A 13,141-nucleotide genomic window follows, 5' to 3' on the forward strand; every position below is an offset into this window, starting at 1 on the left:
GGTTTCGCTTCAGCCAACGCTGCTCCCCTCCTCCTGTATCGCATGCAGCATCGCATAAATGCCGTTCTTCTGTCCGAGAAGCGATTCATGCGTGCCGCGCTGCACGATCCGTCCTTCGTCCATGACGATGATCTCGTCGGCATGCTTCATCGCGCTGATCCGGTGGGCGATCAGAATCGTCGTCTTGTCTCTGCGTTCCTTCCGGATCGTATCGATGATGGCCGTCTCCGTGACGGCATCGACCGCGCTTACGCTGTCGTCGAGAATAAGAATGGGCGCGTTCATCAGCATCCCGCGCGCGAGCGCCGTCCGCTGCCGCTGTCCGCCGGAGAGCGTGACGCCCCGTTCGCCCAGCTTCGTCTCGAAGCCGTCCGGGAAGCTTTTGATGCTGTCGTGGATTTTGGCCTGCTCCGCGGCCTTCTCGACGAGCGACAGCTCGGAGCTGCGGCGGAAGAAGGCGATATTATCGCGGATTGTCGTGCTGAACAGGAATCCGTCCTGCGGCACGTAAGCGATGCCGCCCCGCAGGCTCTCCAGCGTCAGCTGATCCAACGGCGTTCCGCCGATATCGATCGCGCCGGCAGGCGGATCGAAGACGCGGAGCAGCAGCTTGACGAGCGTCGTCTTGCCGCTGCCCGTCTTGCCGATGATGCCGAGCGTCTTTCCCGGCTGCACCGTGAGCGATACGCCGCGGAGCGCTTCCTTGGCTGCGCCTGGATAGGCGAACGACAGGTTGCGGACGGAGAGCGGAGCATGCGACCAATCGACGTCGACCGCGTGATCGTGCTCCACGATTTCCGGCTGCTTGTTCAGCAGGTCGTTCACACGCTCCAGGGAAGCGCGGGAACGCTGGATCGTATTGATTACGTTGCCGATGGCCTGCAGCGGGTTAACCATCATCCGCACATAGAGCGTCAGCGCGACGAAATTACCGAGCGTGATCTGGTTGACCAGCGTCAGATAGCCGCCGTATGCCAGCGTGATAATCAACGACAATGCGCCAAGGAAAGGAATGAGCGCCTGGAAGAACGAAGAGACGCGCACCAGCTTCAGCTGATTGTCCTTGATAACGTCGACCGTGGCGCCGAAGCGCTCGTTCATGATGTCCTCCACCGCGAATTTCTTCGTCACCCGAATGCCGCCGAACTGTTCCTCCGCGGCTTCCGTCATCTTGCCGAGCGATTCCTGCACGGCGTGCGAGCGCGCCCGAATGTTGGGACCGAGCTTCACGACGATCCACGGGATCAAGATCAGCGGCGAGATGCAGACCAGGATGAGGTACAGCGGAATGTCGCTGAGGACCATCATGACGATCGCGGACACGATGAGCATGAGCGCGTTGGCCGTCTGATTGACGCCCATCGAGATCGACTCGCGCACGGTCGTCACGTCGTTCATCACGTAGCTGAGCAGCTTGCCGACGCCGTTCTTGGCGTAAAACTGCTCGCCGAGCTTCGTGAAATGCTTGAACAGCCGCTTGCGCGTGTATTTCTCGAAGAGCCGCCCCACGTACATAATATGGAATTGACCGATTCCGCCCAGGATTCCGTAAGCGAGACCGATGATCAGCAGCGCCAGGCTGGCGTCCAGGACGGCCGCCTGCGTCAGGCCTTGCTGCTCCAGCTGGTCCGTGAATTGCCCGAGCACCTTCGGATAGTACGACTGGAATAGATTCGCCGCGAGCGTAAAGGAAACCCCCGAGGCGTAGATATACCATTTGGATCGAATGAACGAAATGAGCAGTCCGCGTTTTCTTGCCATGTTGCAGCTCCTTTCCGATTGTTGGGATGAGGGGAGACTGTCGCTTCAGGCGCTTATGGCGCGCCATATCGCTGCATTTGTGCCTGTGGTGAAACGCTGGCTTCAAATCGCCCAAGACGAGACGAAACAAGCCCCTGGCTTATTCGAAGCGGCCGAAAAAGCCTCCTGCAATGCCGATGATTGCCGGAGGCGAAACGATGCGCCTCCAGCGCCGCTCATCGGAGATTAAGCGGGGCTGCGGACGACGATATGAAGTTGGATGCCGGATGGGTCGTGTACGATGATCGTTCCGCGATCCGTTCGAAGCGGCACGCTTGCCGCCTGCAGTTTGGCGAAGATGGACATCTGGGCCTCTTCCGTGGGTACGACGATGTCGAAGCAATCCAGTCCCGGCGCGTCCTGCGGCGTGAGCGGCGCTCCGACCCCCGCCCATACATTGAGCCCGATGTGGTGGTGATACCCGCCGGCGGAAATAAACAGGGCGGAATCCGCCATGCTTGCGACCGCATCGAAGCCGAGCACGTCGACGTAGAAATGCTCCGTCGTCGGCAGCTCGGTGACATGCAGATGAATATGGCCCATCGTCGTGCCTGCGGGAAGCCCGTTCCACGGCGCGTCTCCCGCCTCCGCAAGCAGGCCGTCCCAGTCGAGCGGATCCACGGCCATGCGGACATGACCGTTCGCGTCCCACTGCCATTCGCTGCGCGGACGGTCCCGGTAGATCTCGATGCCGTTGTTGTCCGGATCCGAGAGGTAGAGCGCTTCGCTGACAAGATGATCCGACTGACCGATATGGATCCCGGCCGCGATCAGATTGCGTAAGGCCAGCCCGAGCGACCGGCGATCCGGAACGAGCAGCGCGAAATGGTACAGGCCTGCTCCGGATCTGCGCGGACGAGGCTTTGCCCCTGGAATTTCCGTCAATTTCAGCAATGGCCGATCTGAACCCGGTACACCCAATTGCGCGGTTTGTTCATTGCGCGAGAGCAGCCGGAGTCCGACGACCGTCCGGTAGAACCCGATCGACCTTTCCAAATCGCTGACCCGCAGCTGAACGTTACCCACGACCGTACGTGCATCGATTGCCTGCGACAAGACTCAACACCCCCTTCTCTCCTAAAGTAAAGCGACGCGTCAACGCGCGAAAGCCATTGCCCGAACCGATCAATAAAAAGCCTCCGGATGGGGATGTCCTCCGCAAAAAGTTGCCGCCTGTAAACCAATAGTTAGATCGTAACACATCGCGCCGCAGAACCCAATTTCAACGTAAGCGGTTACGGGGTCATTTTCACACGCGAATGGGTGGTATATAATACGGAGGACCCGCTAGCGCCCTCTTTCGATGAATTTGGCCACCTTCCCCATAGATAGGAGTCCTTACCAATGGATATTATTCACATTGACCTGCATTTAATCGATGAGGATACCGACCAACCGCGTTACCAGTTCGACCAGGAGGCGCTCGAGGAGCTCATGAAGAGCATCGAGGAGCTCGGACTGCTCTCGCCCATCAAGGTGCGGACAACGCCGGACGGCCGGTACAAAATCATCTACGGCAACCGCCGATACAAAGCGAGCAAAATGCTGGGCAAGCCCACCATTCCGTGCATCGTCTCGACGGCGACGGACGAGATGGATATCTACCTCGAGCAGATCGCAGAAAATCTGACGCGCGAAGGGTTCTCTCCGATCGAAGAAGCCGAGGCGTTCCACAAGCTGATGAACGAATCCAAATTCAACAGCTCCCTCAAGTTTCTCGCGAGCAAGCTCGGCAAGCCCGAGGCGTATATCAAGAACAAATGCGAGCTGCTCAAGTTCGGAAACGCCGTGCGGAAGCTTATCGTCGGCGGCACGCAGATCCGCAAGGACAAGCTGACCGAGGATCAGCTGCTGCCGATCAAGGATTTGCCGATCGAGCATCGCGATCCGCTCGCGCTCATCGTCGCGCGCGACGAGATGCCCGTCAGCGACGTGAAGAAAATCGCCAAGCTGTTCAAGGACAAGGAAATCTCGGACGGCACGAAGGACAAGCTGCTCTACAAGAACGGATTCGAGCTGCTGCAAACCTGGTCCACCGTGCAGCAGAACAAGAAGGAACGCGAGCGTGCCGCGGAGTTGAAAGCGGAGCAAGCCGAGCGCGCGGCGGAAGCGAAAGCCGAGAAGGCGCGGTTGGCCGCGGAGGCCGCTGCTTCGGCTGACATGGCGGGAACTGGCGCCGTCGGCGCATCGGCCAATGGAGCCAGCGGCGGCGCCGGTAATGTTGGCGCAGCTGGCGGCAGTAACGCTGCGGTGGCTGGCGGCAGCGCCTCAGGCGCAATTGGCGCCGGGGACGTCGGCGCCTTAGGCGGCGCGGCGGCTGGCGGCGGAGCTCCGGGTTTAGGCGGGAGCAGTTCGGACGCAGCTGACGCCGCTGCCCGTGACGCGTCGGCCGGAAGCACCGCGCTCGCCGAGGCGGCAGCCGCCGCGCTTGGCCTATCGGCTGCCGAGATGGCGAGCACGGAGCCGTTGGCCGCTGGCCTGCAGCAGCTGCTGGCCACGCTTGCGGCCGTGCAGCCGCTGCCGCCGGAAGCGCTGGCCGCCTATGAAGCGGCGCAGGTTCAAGGCACGGGCAGCGCCGGCTTCGCCGCGGGCGTGGACGCCTTAATCTATGGCCTCGAGCAGCAGCTCGCGCAGTGGCGCGAAGTCAAAGCGGTGACGGATGCCAAGTTGAACGCATGATTCGACAGTTTGGCATGTCGTGTACGTGGGGTACAGCACATGCATCCCTATTCGAGCATTTCGCCGAATGCAGTGACCGGGTACGAGCATGCCTCCAATTTAGGGCTTTTCGCCGCATGTGATGCACTGGATGCACTAGCTTTTCGCCGCATGTGGTGCACCGGATGCACGACATGCATCCGAATTCGAGCTTTCCACCAGCTTCCCGCAGGCCGAAAGCCGCCCACTCTCGACGAATAATAACCGGAAATCCGCCATTGGATTTCCGGTTTTTTGAGCTTCCGCCAATATTCATGGTTGACGAATTGGCGGTTGTCCACTGCTCCTTAGTCTGATTTGCCGCAGCAAGCCACCTTTCAACTCGGTTTCCCCATCGGACTTCTGCAGGATGACCTCGTCGGAGAAAAGCCGAAATTGCCAGGGAATAATAAGCGGCCGGCTGGAACGCTTAATTATTCCACCGTGATGAATTGGACACAGGAGGTTTGCTTGCGATGGCGAAGAAAACTATATGGGGAAGGGTTTAGGAAGCCGGCCATCTTTTTACTTGACCGAACGGGCACGAGCATCGTGAAGCTTTCGAGTCAGCGTGAACATGACGTAACGTGTTATAATCGTGGATAAAACCGCCGGGAGCTGCCGGACGGCATACGCATTATCCATGGCGACCGCAGCGAGCGCCGCGATACCTTCGAGACCTTGCCATACGCGTGCTTGGCCAGGAGGCTGCCGCGCTCCCCGGACGTAACGAGAGAAGCATGGTCCACCCATGCATGCATCCATCCCGAGGATCGGAGTTGAACAACGTTGATTGAGATCGTAACGGTCGAGGACTTCAAAACGTACAAAAGCAAGGAAGGATATTTTATTATTACCGACACGACGGGACGCAAGCTGCATGCCACTCGGTGTACCTTCGTCGATCTCAAGCATTTCAGCGAGAAGGTCGCCGACAACGCGAACCGGAACGGCAAATACTTTTATACCGACGATTTCTTCGAAGCCCGTGAATACCCGAAGGTCAAGAAATGCGAAGCGTGCAGAAGATATCTGTAACCGCCGTTTCGCCGTCAGCTCTCGGCCTCCGGCTTGAGCTGCCGCGACCTATCGCTGACCTGATCGTTCCAGGAAAACCATAAACGGAGGCCTCCCGGGTAGTTTCCGCCATCGGGTCTACGTTTTGATTTCGCTATACAAGCGCCGCAAGTTTGCTACAATAAGTCTGTTGTTCTTCGCCAGTCTGTCCGACTACTCTTATGGGAGCGTGATCGCTGAAATGAGTTACTTATCCCTAAGCACCTGGAGCCTGCACCGCAATCTAGGCCCGCTGCGCTGGACGCAGTGGGATGCCGATGCCCGCAAGCATATTTTCGTGGAGACCCCGCAGCCGGAGCTGATGAAGCTCGTCGACCTGCCGGCTTACATGGCCAAGGAAGGGTTCGGCGCGCTCGAGATCGGGCATTTTCATTTCCCGTCCACGGATGACGCCTATTTGGGCGAGCTCCGGGGCGCGTTCGAAAGCGCCGGCCTCTCGTTCGATACGATCCTGCTGGATTACGGCGATATTTCAAACGAAGACGAAGTCCGCAGGCAGGCCGATCTCGCCTACATCCGCGAGTGGATCGACATCGCCGCCAAGGCCGGCGCCAAGAACATCCGCGTCGTCGCCGGCGAAAGCGAGCCGTCCGACAAGGCTGCCCTCGCCCGTTCCATCGAAGCGCTGAAGGAGCTGCATGCCTACGGACAGAGCAGCAACGTCCGCGTGATCACCGAGAATTTCAAACCGCTCACGTCTATTGCGGAAAATGTGCTTGCCATCGTCGATGCGTTCGAGGGAAAACTTAACGTCGTCGACGACTTCGGCAACTTCAAAGGCGAGACCAAGTACGAGCAGCTTGCCGCGATTCTCCCTTATGCCGTGTCGATTCACGCCAAGGCGCAGTACGACGAGAACGGCATGCCCGATACGGAAGAATACCTCCGCTGCCTGGAACTGTTGAAAGCAGGCCGCTATGAGGGCGCGATCTCGCTCATCTACGACGGTCCCGGAGACATGTGGGAAGGCATCAACCGCGTTCGCCGCATCGTGGAGCCCTATTTGTAAGATGCAGCAACGATAATTTCACACGTAAAAAGGCCAAGCAGCCGAGCTGCCTGGCCTTCTTTGCTGTTTGTCGGCAATAACGTCACTTAATAATCAGTACCGGAACTTTCGCATGCTGAGCCACGTTATGGCTTACGCTGCCCAGCACGACCTCGCGGATCTTGCCGAGACCGCGGCTGCCCATGACGATCAGGTCGTTGCCATGCTTATCCGCGTGCTCGAGTATCGTTCTGGCCGGATCGCCGTTCACTTTGAAATACTCCATGCGGATGTCCGGCGGAATCATCGCCTTGACCTCATCGAATACTTTTTCGTTGTACTCCTTCTCCACCTTCTCATCGACCACGAAATACACTTGGCCGCTCCTGACGATTTCTTGGAATACATGCAAGATTTCCAGCTTCGACGGCCTCGCGTCCTCCGATTGCCTGAAGAACTCGACCGCCTTATTCAATGCCTTCTTCGACAGATTGGATCCATCGTAGGCAACCAAGATATTGGTAAACATTCTTTTGCAAGCCTCCTGTCCTTCACGCGAGTGAGCCCGCATCCAAATAACCGTTCCTAATCCGGCCGGACGCGCTCACCTGCATTTCAACGATAGGATTTCCAAAATCGGCTGAATTCATGAACGCATCCTGACATCAACAATGAAAAGGGAAACAACTTGCGCCAAAACGGGATCCCGCTCTTATTCACCCTGCTGCGTATTACGATTCCCTGTTCATACGCGATGGAGGAATTATTCAAAGGTCACGCCGGTCATGTTTTCGCTTACCGTCCATAACCGCCGTGCGATGTCCGGATCGACCGCCCATTGCACGACCCCGCCGCCAAACGGATCGGAACCCGGCGCAGCCATCGCGGCGATATCGACATCCTCGCAGTACACACCGCCCCGGCCGCCCAGCTGCTCGTTCGCCGCGCACCAGACGCTCGTCGCCGCTCCCTGCTCGACCGTCTTGAATCCGCGGCTCTTGTCGTGCGCGGTTCGGCGGCCCTGCTCGTCGAGCGCCCCGGCCGCGCGCATCTCGTCGTCGGACAAGTGCCTGGACAGCTCCGTGATGATCGTCCCCGGATGAACCGCGAACGCCCGCACGCCATGCGCGCTGCCGATTCGGTCCAGTTCGACCGCGAACAGCACGTTCGCCGTCTTGGATTGGCCGTAGGCCAGCCATTTATCGTACTCGCGATTCTCGTAATTCAAATCAGCCAAATCCACGCCGGACAGACGAAGCGCCCGCGAAGATACCGCTACGACGCGTGCGTCTCCAGCCTGCTTAAGCGCGGGCCACAGCCTGGCCGTCAATTGAAAATGGCCCAGATGGTTGACCGCAAAATGCGACTCGTAACCGCGAGCGTCCCTCGTCAGCGGAACGGCCATGATACCTGCGCTGTTCACGAGAATATCGAGCGGCCTGCCCGTCGCGAGGAAACGCTCCGCGAAAGCGTCGATCGATGCGGGATCCATCAAATCCATCGTCTCGAGCTCGACGCGCGGAATGCCCGCTACCGCCGCCCGGGCCTTGTCCGGCGTGCGCGCGGGCACGATCACCGTGGCGCCCGCTTCCGCAAGCGTGCGCGCGGTCTCGAGCCCGAGCCCCGAATAACCGCCGGTAACGATCGCGATTTTACCGCTCAGATCGCGGCTTCCCAGTGCCTCCGCAGCCGTCGTTTCGCTTCCGAAGCCGGATGGAATCGGTTCTTGAATCGTCTTGGTATAGGTATATGTGGCTGGCATGATTGCATCGCTCCTATTCTTGTGGTTGGATCAACTGCTGATAATTGTCCAGCTTGTAATTCAGGATGCCGAGCGAATCCGTCAGTTCGGCGATCTGCCGCTCGATGCTGCCCTTATGCTCGTGCAGCACGCGATAGCAGGCTTCGATGTTCCCCTCGTTGTAATAGCGGATGTACTGCTCGATTTCTTTTAACGGCATCTGCGTCCGCTTCAAATGGGTGACGAAGGTGAACCTGGCGAGATCTGACTTCGAGTAGGCCCGGTGTCCGTTCTCCTTGCGTTTCACTGCCGGGAGCAGGCCGATTCGTTCATAGTAGCGGATGACGTCGATGCTTAGTCCCGTTTCGGCCGAAATATCCGCGATCGCGTACGTGATTTCCATCTGATTCGCTCCTCTTCTTGGGTGGCGGCATGGCCTGTCCTGCTTCAGTATCGTAATACCTGAACCTTGGTTAAGGTCAAGCCTGCCGCACATAGGTAAGATTAGGATTCCCGAAGAGCCCAATAAAAAAAGACCGGATTCCATCCGCGGAATCGCGGTCCTTAGCTGAACGCTTGCGCTGGGTTCGACGATCAGAACATATGCATTCCGCGCTTAAACGGCCTCTATCCTGATCGGATGCGTTGTTCGCCGCTAACGATTACGGGCGCGCGCACCGCTCGCAGTTCCGCCTAGTCGGAGATTCGCCGGCTATGCTATCCTGATTATGGAAAGGGGAGGAAGCCGATGAACATTTGGCAAGGCGAGAACGTGGGGCTGCGTGCCATCGTCCCGGGGGATTGGGTGAAGTTTCACGAGAATGATCAGGATTCGGAAGGTGCGCGTTCATCCGATTCCGTGTACTTTCCGAGGTCGGAGGAAGGCACGCGGGCTTGGACCGAACAGCAATCGTTCATGGGGCAAAACGGCGACAGCATCCGGCTCGCGATCGAGACGCTGGACGGCGAGCTGATCGGCTGCCTGAATTCGCATAGCTGCGATCCCCGCAACGGTACGTTCAAATACGGCATCGCCATATTCCGGCCGCATTGGCGGAAGGGCTATGCGTCGGAGGCGGTCACGCTGCTGCTCCGGTACTTCTTTCATGAACTGCGCTACGAGAAGGCGGTCGCGCATGTCTATGCGTTCAACGACGGCTCCGCCAAGCTGCAGGAAAAGCTCGGTTTTCGGCTGGAAGGCACGCTGCGGAGCATAATATACACCAATGGGCGGCGGCACGATGAGTACGTATACGGTCTGCTGAGAGAGGAATTCGCGCTGCAGGCCGACCGTTCGCCATAGAACGAAACGACAAAAGGACAGCCTCGGCTGTCCTTTTGTCGTTTGATCGTTTGATTGGTTTGCTCGAGGCCAGAACGAGATCACGAGCCGAACACGTTCCGAATCGCTTCCAAATACTTCATTCCATGAACCGTATCGGGCTCCAAGTATCCGCCCTCCGTCCACTCGTTCCAGGCGTAGATGGTAAACATGCGGGTAGCGAGTCCGGATTGGCCGTCGAGGTACGTCTTCATCTCGGCGAGCATCGTTTCGAATGCCTCCGGCGTGTTGCCGGTCAAGATCGACATGTACGGGTATTCGCCCTTGACATGCGGCTGATCCTGATCGCAGCGCGGCCCCGGGTCCCAGCCCATCGTCGCGTTCGGATAATAAGGCACGCCGTATGCATCGCGGAATTGCGGCCACATCCCGGCGGCTTCCCGCGCGCAGTCGGCATACGGCGCATCCGGGAACGCTTCGGGCTCCGCATGGTGAACCCAGACGTACGACGTCACGCTGTCGATGCCGAGCGTGCGGACAAGCTCCGCGGGATGTCCGATGATGTCCCGGTGCCGTTCGTTCAGCCCCCACTCGACCAAGTTGAGATGCAGCTCGCCGCAGCCGGCCTCGCGCGTCTTGACGCGGAACGATTCCAGCGCGTCGCGCGTCGCTTCGATGCTGCCCAAGCCTTTGATCAACGTATGGCACTCATAAATGGAGAAGTAAAGTTTGCCGTCCAGCTTCAGAAAATTCCGCTCCTTGAAGTAACGGATGATCAAGTAATCCGTCATCGCGTCGAACCGCTCGCGCGACACCTCGTTGTGATTCGCCCACATGATGCCGAAGCGCAATCGGTCCCGATTCGGCGCCTGCAGGAAACCGTCCTCCAGCGCGCGGTGGAGGAAAGGACCATCGCCGCCGCCCATATCCCAATACCAGTCATAAATAAACGATGTCACGCCATGATCGGCGGCCGCGTCGATCTGCTTCGCCGACACCTCGGGATCGGACTCGTCCAGCTCGCCCCATAGCGGCACCTTCGGCTGCTCGTGTCCGGGAAACAAAGGCTTCGCCGCACGGAGCGTAGGCCACTCCGTCCATCCTTCGCCCTTATTCGCTTCGTTCTTCGCATCGGGATGCCATTGCGGAAAATAGTAAACCGCGACTTCATAGGGATGCTGCGGTTGGGACATGTTCTTCTTCGCCTCCTGAAAAGTGGTGGATTGCGCTTCGCGCTGATTAATGGCGAGGCAGCTTCGCTTCGGTAGCGGCATTGCCGACGAGCGCTCCCGTGGTGCCATGCACCAAAGTCGCTCTCGTTCGGCATGCCGGCGCCTGCGCTTCGGCCTTCGCCCATGTCCGCGCTCCGCGTGAAAGTGCAGCGTGCGAGGTTCATACAAGAATGAACCGGCACACTTAAAATTAAAGAATCCGTAATAATTGAAGCGCCAAGCATCAATATTGCACTAGGCAGGGTCCCAAGCGCAGCGGCTTAGCCATAAGTGTTGGCACTGACGGCTCTGGAGCGGAGCGGCCAAGCCTCCAGCGCGAAGCGCCCCGTCCTTTCCCCACGCGCGATGCGCGGCACCCGGCGAAGGCCGGAGCGAAAGCGCCGGCAGGCCAAGCCACCAGCGCGAAGCGCCCCGTTCCTTCCCCCACGCGCGATGCGCGGCACCCGGCGAAGGCCGGAGCGAAAGCGCCGGCAGGCCGAACGAGAGCGACTTTGGTGCGGAGCACCACGGGAGTGCTCGTCGGCACTGACGGCCCTGAAGCGCAGCTGCCTCGACGACTCTCCAGCGCGGCGCGCTCCCCTTACCCTTTGACTGCCCCAGCCGTCAGTCCGCGCAGCATATACTTCTGCGTGAAGGCGAACAGCACGACCAGCGGCAGGACCGCAAGTACGCTGACCGCGAACACGGGGCCGTAGTTGACGGACTGCTTGTTGAACATGAACTGCACGATCTGCGGCATGAGCGTCATTTTCTCCGGTTGATTGAGGAAGATGAGCGGCGTCAGGAAGTCGTTCCAGATGCCGTACACGTTCGTGACGATGAACGTGCCCGTCGCCGGCAGCAGCAGCGGGAAAATAATGCGGAAGAACAGGCGCAGCGGCCCGCAGCCGTCCAAGCTGGCCGATTCCTCCAGCTCGCGCGGGATCGCCTTCGTGAAGGCGGCGTACAGGAACGACGCGAACGGGATGAACCCGGCCGTATAGATCAGCACGAGCAGGATCCGCGTATTCATGAGATGAAGCTTGACCGCCAGCGTGAACAGCGGGATAAGCGAGCCGACGGTCGGAATGACCATGCCGCTCAGGAAGAACAGATAGGCGTAGCGGAACAGCCGCTCGGTCCGGCGGGACAGGACGTAGCCGGCCATGGAAGCGACCATGATCGCCAGAGCGAGCGCCCCGACCATGACCAGCACCGTATTCCAGAGTCCGCGGAAGAAGTCCATGTCGTGCAGTGCTTTCTTGTAGTAATCCAGATAGAAGCTGTGCGGCAGCGCGAACGGCTTGAAGAAATACCGCGGTTCCTTGAAGCTGGATTCCACGAGGAAGAAGACCGGGAACAGGAATGACAGCGCGACCAGAATCAGTACGATTTCAAGCAGGATAGACGGACGTTTGTTGAGTCCCATTACAGCTCGACCTCCCTCTTGCGGGTGATACCGAGCTGAACGATCGTGACGATGATGATAAAGATGGCCAGCAGGATGCCCGCGGCGGTCGCGTAACCGTAATTTTGCGCTTTGAACGCGGCATTATAGACGGCCAGGAAGAGCGTGTACGACGAGGTGCCCGGACCGCCGTTGGTCAGCAGGTACGGCAGGTCGAACAACTTCAGCGCGCCGACGACCGTCAGGAACAGCACGATGGTGACCGAAGGCATGAGCATCGGCAGCGTGATGTGTCGGAACAGCGCGAAGCCCTTCGCGCCTTCGATATCCGCCGCTTCGTAAATGTCCGTCGGAATCGACTGCAGGCCGGCGAGGTAGATGAGCGCGCAATAACCGATCCCCTGCCACTGCGTCAGCAGAATGATGGTCGGGAACGAAGTGTAGACCGTCCCGAGCCAATCTTGAATATGCGATTCGCCGATGATCGGCTTCAAGATGCCGTTAAAGAAGCCGTCGTACTTCAGGAGCTCCCCCCAAATGATGGACGTGACGACAAGGCTGATGATAATCGGCAAGTAGAAGGAAGTGCGCAGGAAAGCGCGCGTCCGGAATTTTCGATTGAGCAAGAGCGCCAGCAGCAGGGCAAGCGGGTTTTGCACGACGAGTCCGAACGCAACCATCTTGAGCGTGTTCTTCATGCCGTCGAGCATTTGCTGATCCGAGAAAATGTACTTGTAATTGTCGAGGCCGATAAACACGGGAGCTTTCAGCCCGTTCCACTGGGTGAAGGAATAATAGACGCTCTGCAGGAACGGGTAGTAGAAAAACAAGCCGAAAATCGCAAGCGCCGGCAGCAGGAACAAGCAGGCGATCCAATATTGCTTGCGTTCCAATTTCATTAAGGTTCACCTACTCTTCATGACGGGATAAAACGCGT

General features: G+C 58.8%; 13 protein-coding genes. 4 read left to right on the forward strand and 9 right to left on the reverse strand.

The genetic code is table 11. The features are described 5' to 3' along the window. Positions 1 to 9: 9 nt before the first annotated feature. Entirely contained in the window at positions 10 to 1,761 is a 1,752-nt protein-coding gene (locus GT003_RS14595) for an ABC transporter ATP-binding protein (RefSeq protein ID WP_161698924.1), read from the reverse strand. 225 nt (positions 1,762 to 1,986) lie between these two features. Then, positions 1,987 to 2,856 carry a VOC family protein gene (locus GT003_RS14600; RefSeq protein WP_161698926.1) on the reverse strand — a complete coding sequence of 290 codons (870 nt, stop codon included), beginning with the start codon at positions 2,854 to 2,856 and terminating at the stop codon, positions 1,987 to 1,989. Between the two features lie 288 nt (positions 2,857 to 3,144). Between GT003_RS14600 and GT003_RS14605 the strand changes: the two genes are divergently transcribed. Then, complete coding sequence (locus GT003_RS14605; RefSeq protein WP_161698928.1) at positions 3,145 to 4,479, forward strand: ParB/RepB/Spo0J family partition protein; 1,335 nt, start codon at positions 3,145 to 3,147, stop codon at positions 4,477 to 4,479. Positions 4,480 to 5,022: 543 nt separating this feature from the next. Here GT003_RS14605 and GT003_RS14610 read toward each other — a convergent pair. After that, the gene (locus GT003_RS14610) at positions 5,023 to 5,250 is read right to left on the reverse strand and encodes a hypothetical protein (protein WP_161698930.1); all 228 of its coding nucleotides are present in this window, start codon (positions 5,248 to 5,250) and stop codon (positions 5,023 to 5,025) included. Between the two features lie 36 nt (positions 5,251 to 5,286). On the opposite strand from GT003_RS14610, the gene GT003_RS14615 reads away from it, so the two are divergent. Next, complete coding sequence (locus tag GT003_RS14615) at positions 5,287 to 5,535, forward strand: hypothetical protein (protein WP_161698932.1); 249 nt, start codon at positions 5,287 to 5,289, stop codon at positions 5,533 to 5,535. Between the two features lie 220 nt (positions 5,536 to 5,755). Continuing rightward, positions 5,756 to 6,583: a sugar phosphate isomerase/epimerase family protein gene (locus GT003_RS14620; RefSeq protein WP_161698934.1), complete on the forward strand. Its 828-nt coding sequence runs from the start codon at positions 5,756 to 5,758 to the stop codon at positions 6,581 to 6,583. An 82-nt stretch (positions 6,584 to 6,665) separates the two neighbouring features. Here the strand turns inward: GT003_RS14620 and GT003_RS14625 are convergent, their stop codons facing one another. From GT003_RS14625 to GT003_RS14635, 3 genes are all read right to left on the reverse strand, one after another. Beyond that, on the reverse strand, positions 6,666 to 7,091 hold the full coding sequence (locus GT003_RS14625) for a universal stress protein (RefSeq protein WP_161698936.1): 426 nt from the start codon (positions 7,089 to 7,091) through the stop codon (positions 6,666 to 6,668). A gap of 234 nt (positions 7,092 to 7,325) precedes the next feature. Further along, positions 7,326 to 8,324 (reverse strand): oxidoreductase, encoded by a 999-nt coding sequence (locus GT003_RS14630; protein WP_161698938.1) that lies wholly within the window; start codon positions 8,322 to 8,324, stop codon positions 7,326 to 7,328. A gap of 13 nt (positions 8,325 to 8,337) precedes the next feature. Then, on the reverse strand, positions 8,338 to 8,706 hold the full coding sequence (locus tag GT003_RS14635; RefSeq protein WP_161698940.1) for a MerR family transcriptional regulator: 369 nt from the start codon (positions 8,704 to 8,706) through the stop codon (positions 8,338 to 8,340). 345 nt (positions 8,707 to 9,051) lie between these two features. On the opposite strand from GT003_RS14635, the gene GT003_RS14640 reads away from it, so the two are divergent. Next, complete coding sequence (locus GT003_RS14640) at positions 9,052 to 9,606, forward strand: GNAT family N-acetyltransferase (RefSeq protein WP_161698942.1); 555 nt, start codon at positions 9,052 to 9,054, stop codon at positions 9,604 to 9,606. An 80-nt stretch (positions 9,607 to 9,686) separates the two neighbouring features. Here GT003_RS14640 and GT003_RS14645 read toward each other — a convergent pair whose 3' ends face one another. The 3 genes from GT003_RS14645 to GT003_RS14655 all read right to left on the reverse strand — a co-directional run bounded on the left by GT003_RS14645 (position 9,687) and on the right by GT003_RS14655 (position 13,103). Further along, the gene (locus GT003_RS14645; RefSeq protein ID WP_161698944.1) at positions 9,687 to 10,778 is read right to left on the reverse strand and encodes a glycoside hydrolase family 99-like domain-containing protein; all 1,092 of its coding nucleotides are present in this window, start codon (positions 10,776 to 10,778) and stop codon (positions 9,687 to 9,689) included. A 619-nt stretch (positions 10,779 to 11,397) separates the two neighbouring features. After that, positions 11,398 to 12,225, reverse strand: a complete 828-nt coding sequence (locus tag GT003_RS14650; protein ID WP_161698946.1) for a carbohydrate ABC transporter permease — start codon at positions 12,223 to 12,225, stop codon at positions 11,398 to 11,400. Further along, positions 12,225 to 13,103, reverse strand: a complete 879-nt coding sequence (locus tag GT003_RS14655; protein ID WP_161698948.1) for a carbohydrate ABC transporter permease — start codon at positions 13,101 to 13,103, stop codon at positions 12,225 to 12,227. Before GT003_RS14655 ends, GT003_RS14650 begins: the two co-directional genes overlap by 1 nt. Positions 13,104 to 13,141: the final 38 nt, after the last annotated feature.

It is taken from the genome of Paenibacillus sacheonensis (assembly GCF_009909195.1).
GTDB lineage: Bacteria > Bacillota > Bacilli > Paenibacillales > Paenibacillaceae > Paenibacillus_Z > Paenibacillus_Z sacheonensis.

Bases quoted from the DNA above. Each gene is read 5' to 3' on its own strand.
- GT003_RS14595 (WP_161698924.1), bottom strand. From the start codon at position 1,761: ATGGCAAGAAAACGCGGACTGCTCATTTCGTTCATTCGATCCAAATGG.
- GT003_RS14605 (WP_161698928.1), top strand. From the start codon at position 3,145: ATGGATATTATTCACATTGACCTGCATTTAATCGATGAGGATACCGAC.
- GT003_RS14610 (WP_161698930.1), bottom strand. From the start codon at position 5,250: ATGGGTGGACCATGCTTCTCTCGTTACGTCCGGGGAGCGCGGCAGCCT.
- GT003_RS14620 (WP_161698934.1), top strand. From the start codon at position 5,756: ATGAGTTACTTATCCCTAAGCACCTGGAGCCTGCACCGCAATCTAGGC.
- GT003_RS14625 (WP_161698936.1), bottom strand. From the start codon at position 7,091: ATGTTTACCAATATCTTGGTTGCCTACGATGGATCCAATCTGTCGAAG.
- GT003_RS14630 (WP_161698938.1), bottom strand. From the start codon at position 8,324: ATGCCAGCCACATATACCTATACCAAGACGATTCAAGAACCGATTCCA.
- GT003_RS14635 (WP_161698940.1), bottom strand. From the start codon at position 8,706: ATGGAAATCACGTACGCGATCGCGGATATTTCGGCCGAAACGGGACTA.
- GT003_RS14640 (WP_161698942.1), top strand. From the start codon at position 9,052: ATGAACATTTGGCAAGGCGAGAACGTGGGGCTGCGTGCCATCGTCCCG.
- GT003_RS14645 (WP_161698944.1), bottom strand. From the start codon at position 10,778: ATGTCCCAACCGCAGCATCCCTATGAAGTCGCGGTTTACTATTTTCCG.
- GT003_RS14650 (WP_161698946.1), bottom strand. From the start codon at position 12,225: ATGGGACTCAACAAACGTCCGTCTATCCTGCTTGAAATCGTACTGATT.
- GT003_RS14655 (WP_161698948.1), bottom strand. From the start codon at position 13,103: ATGAAATTGGAACGCAAGCAATATTGGATCGCCTGCTTGTTCCTGCTG.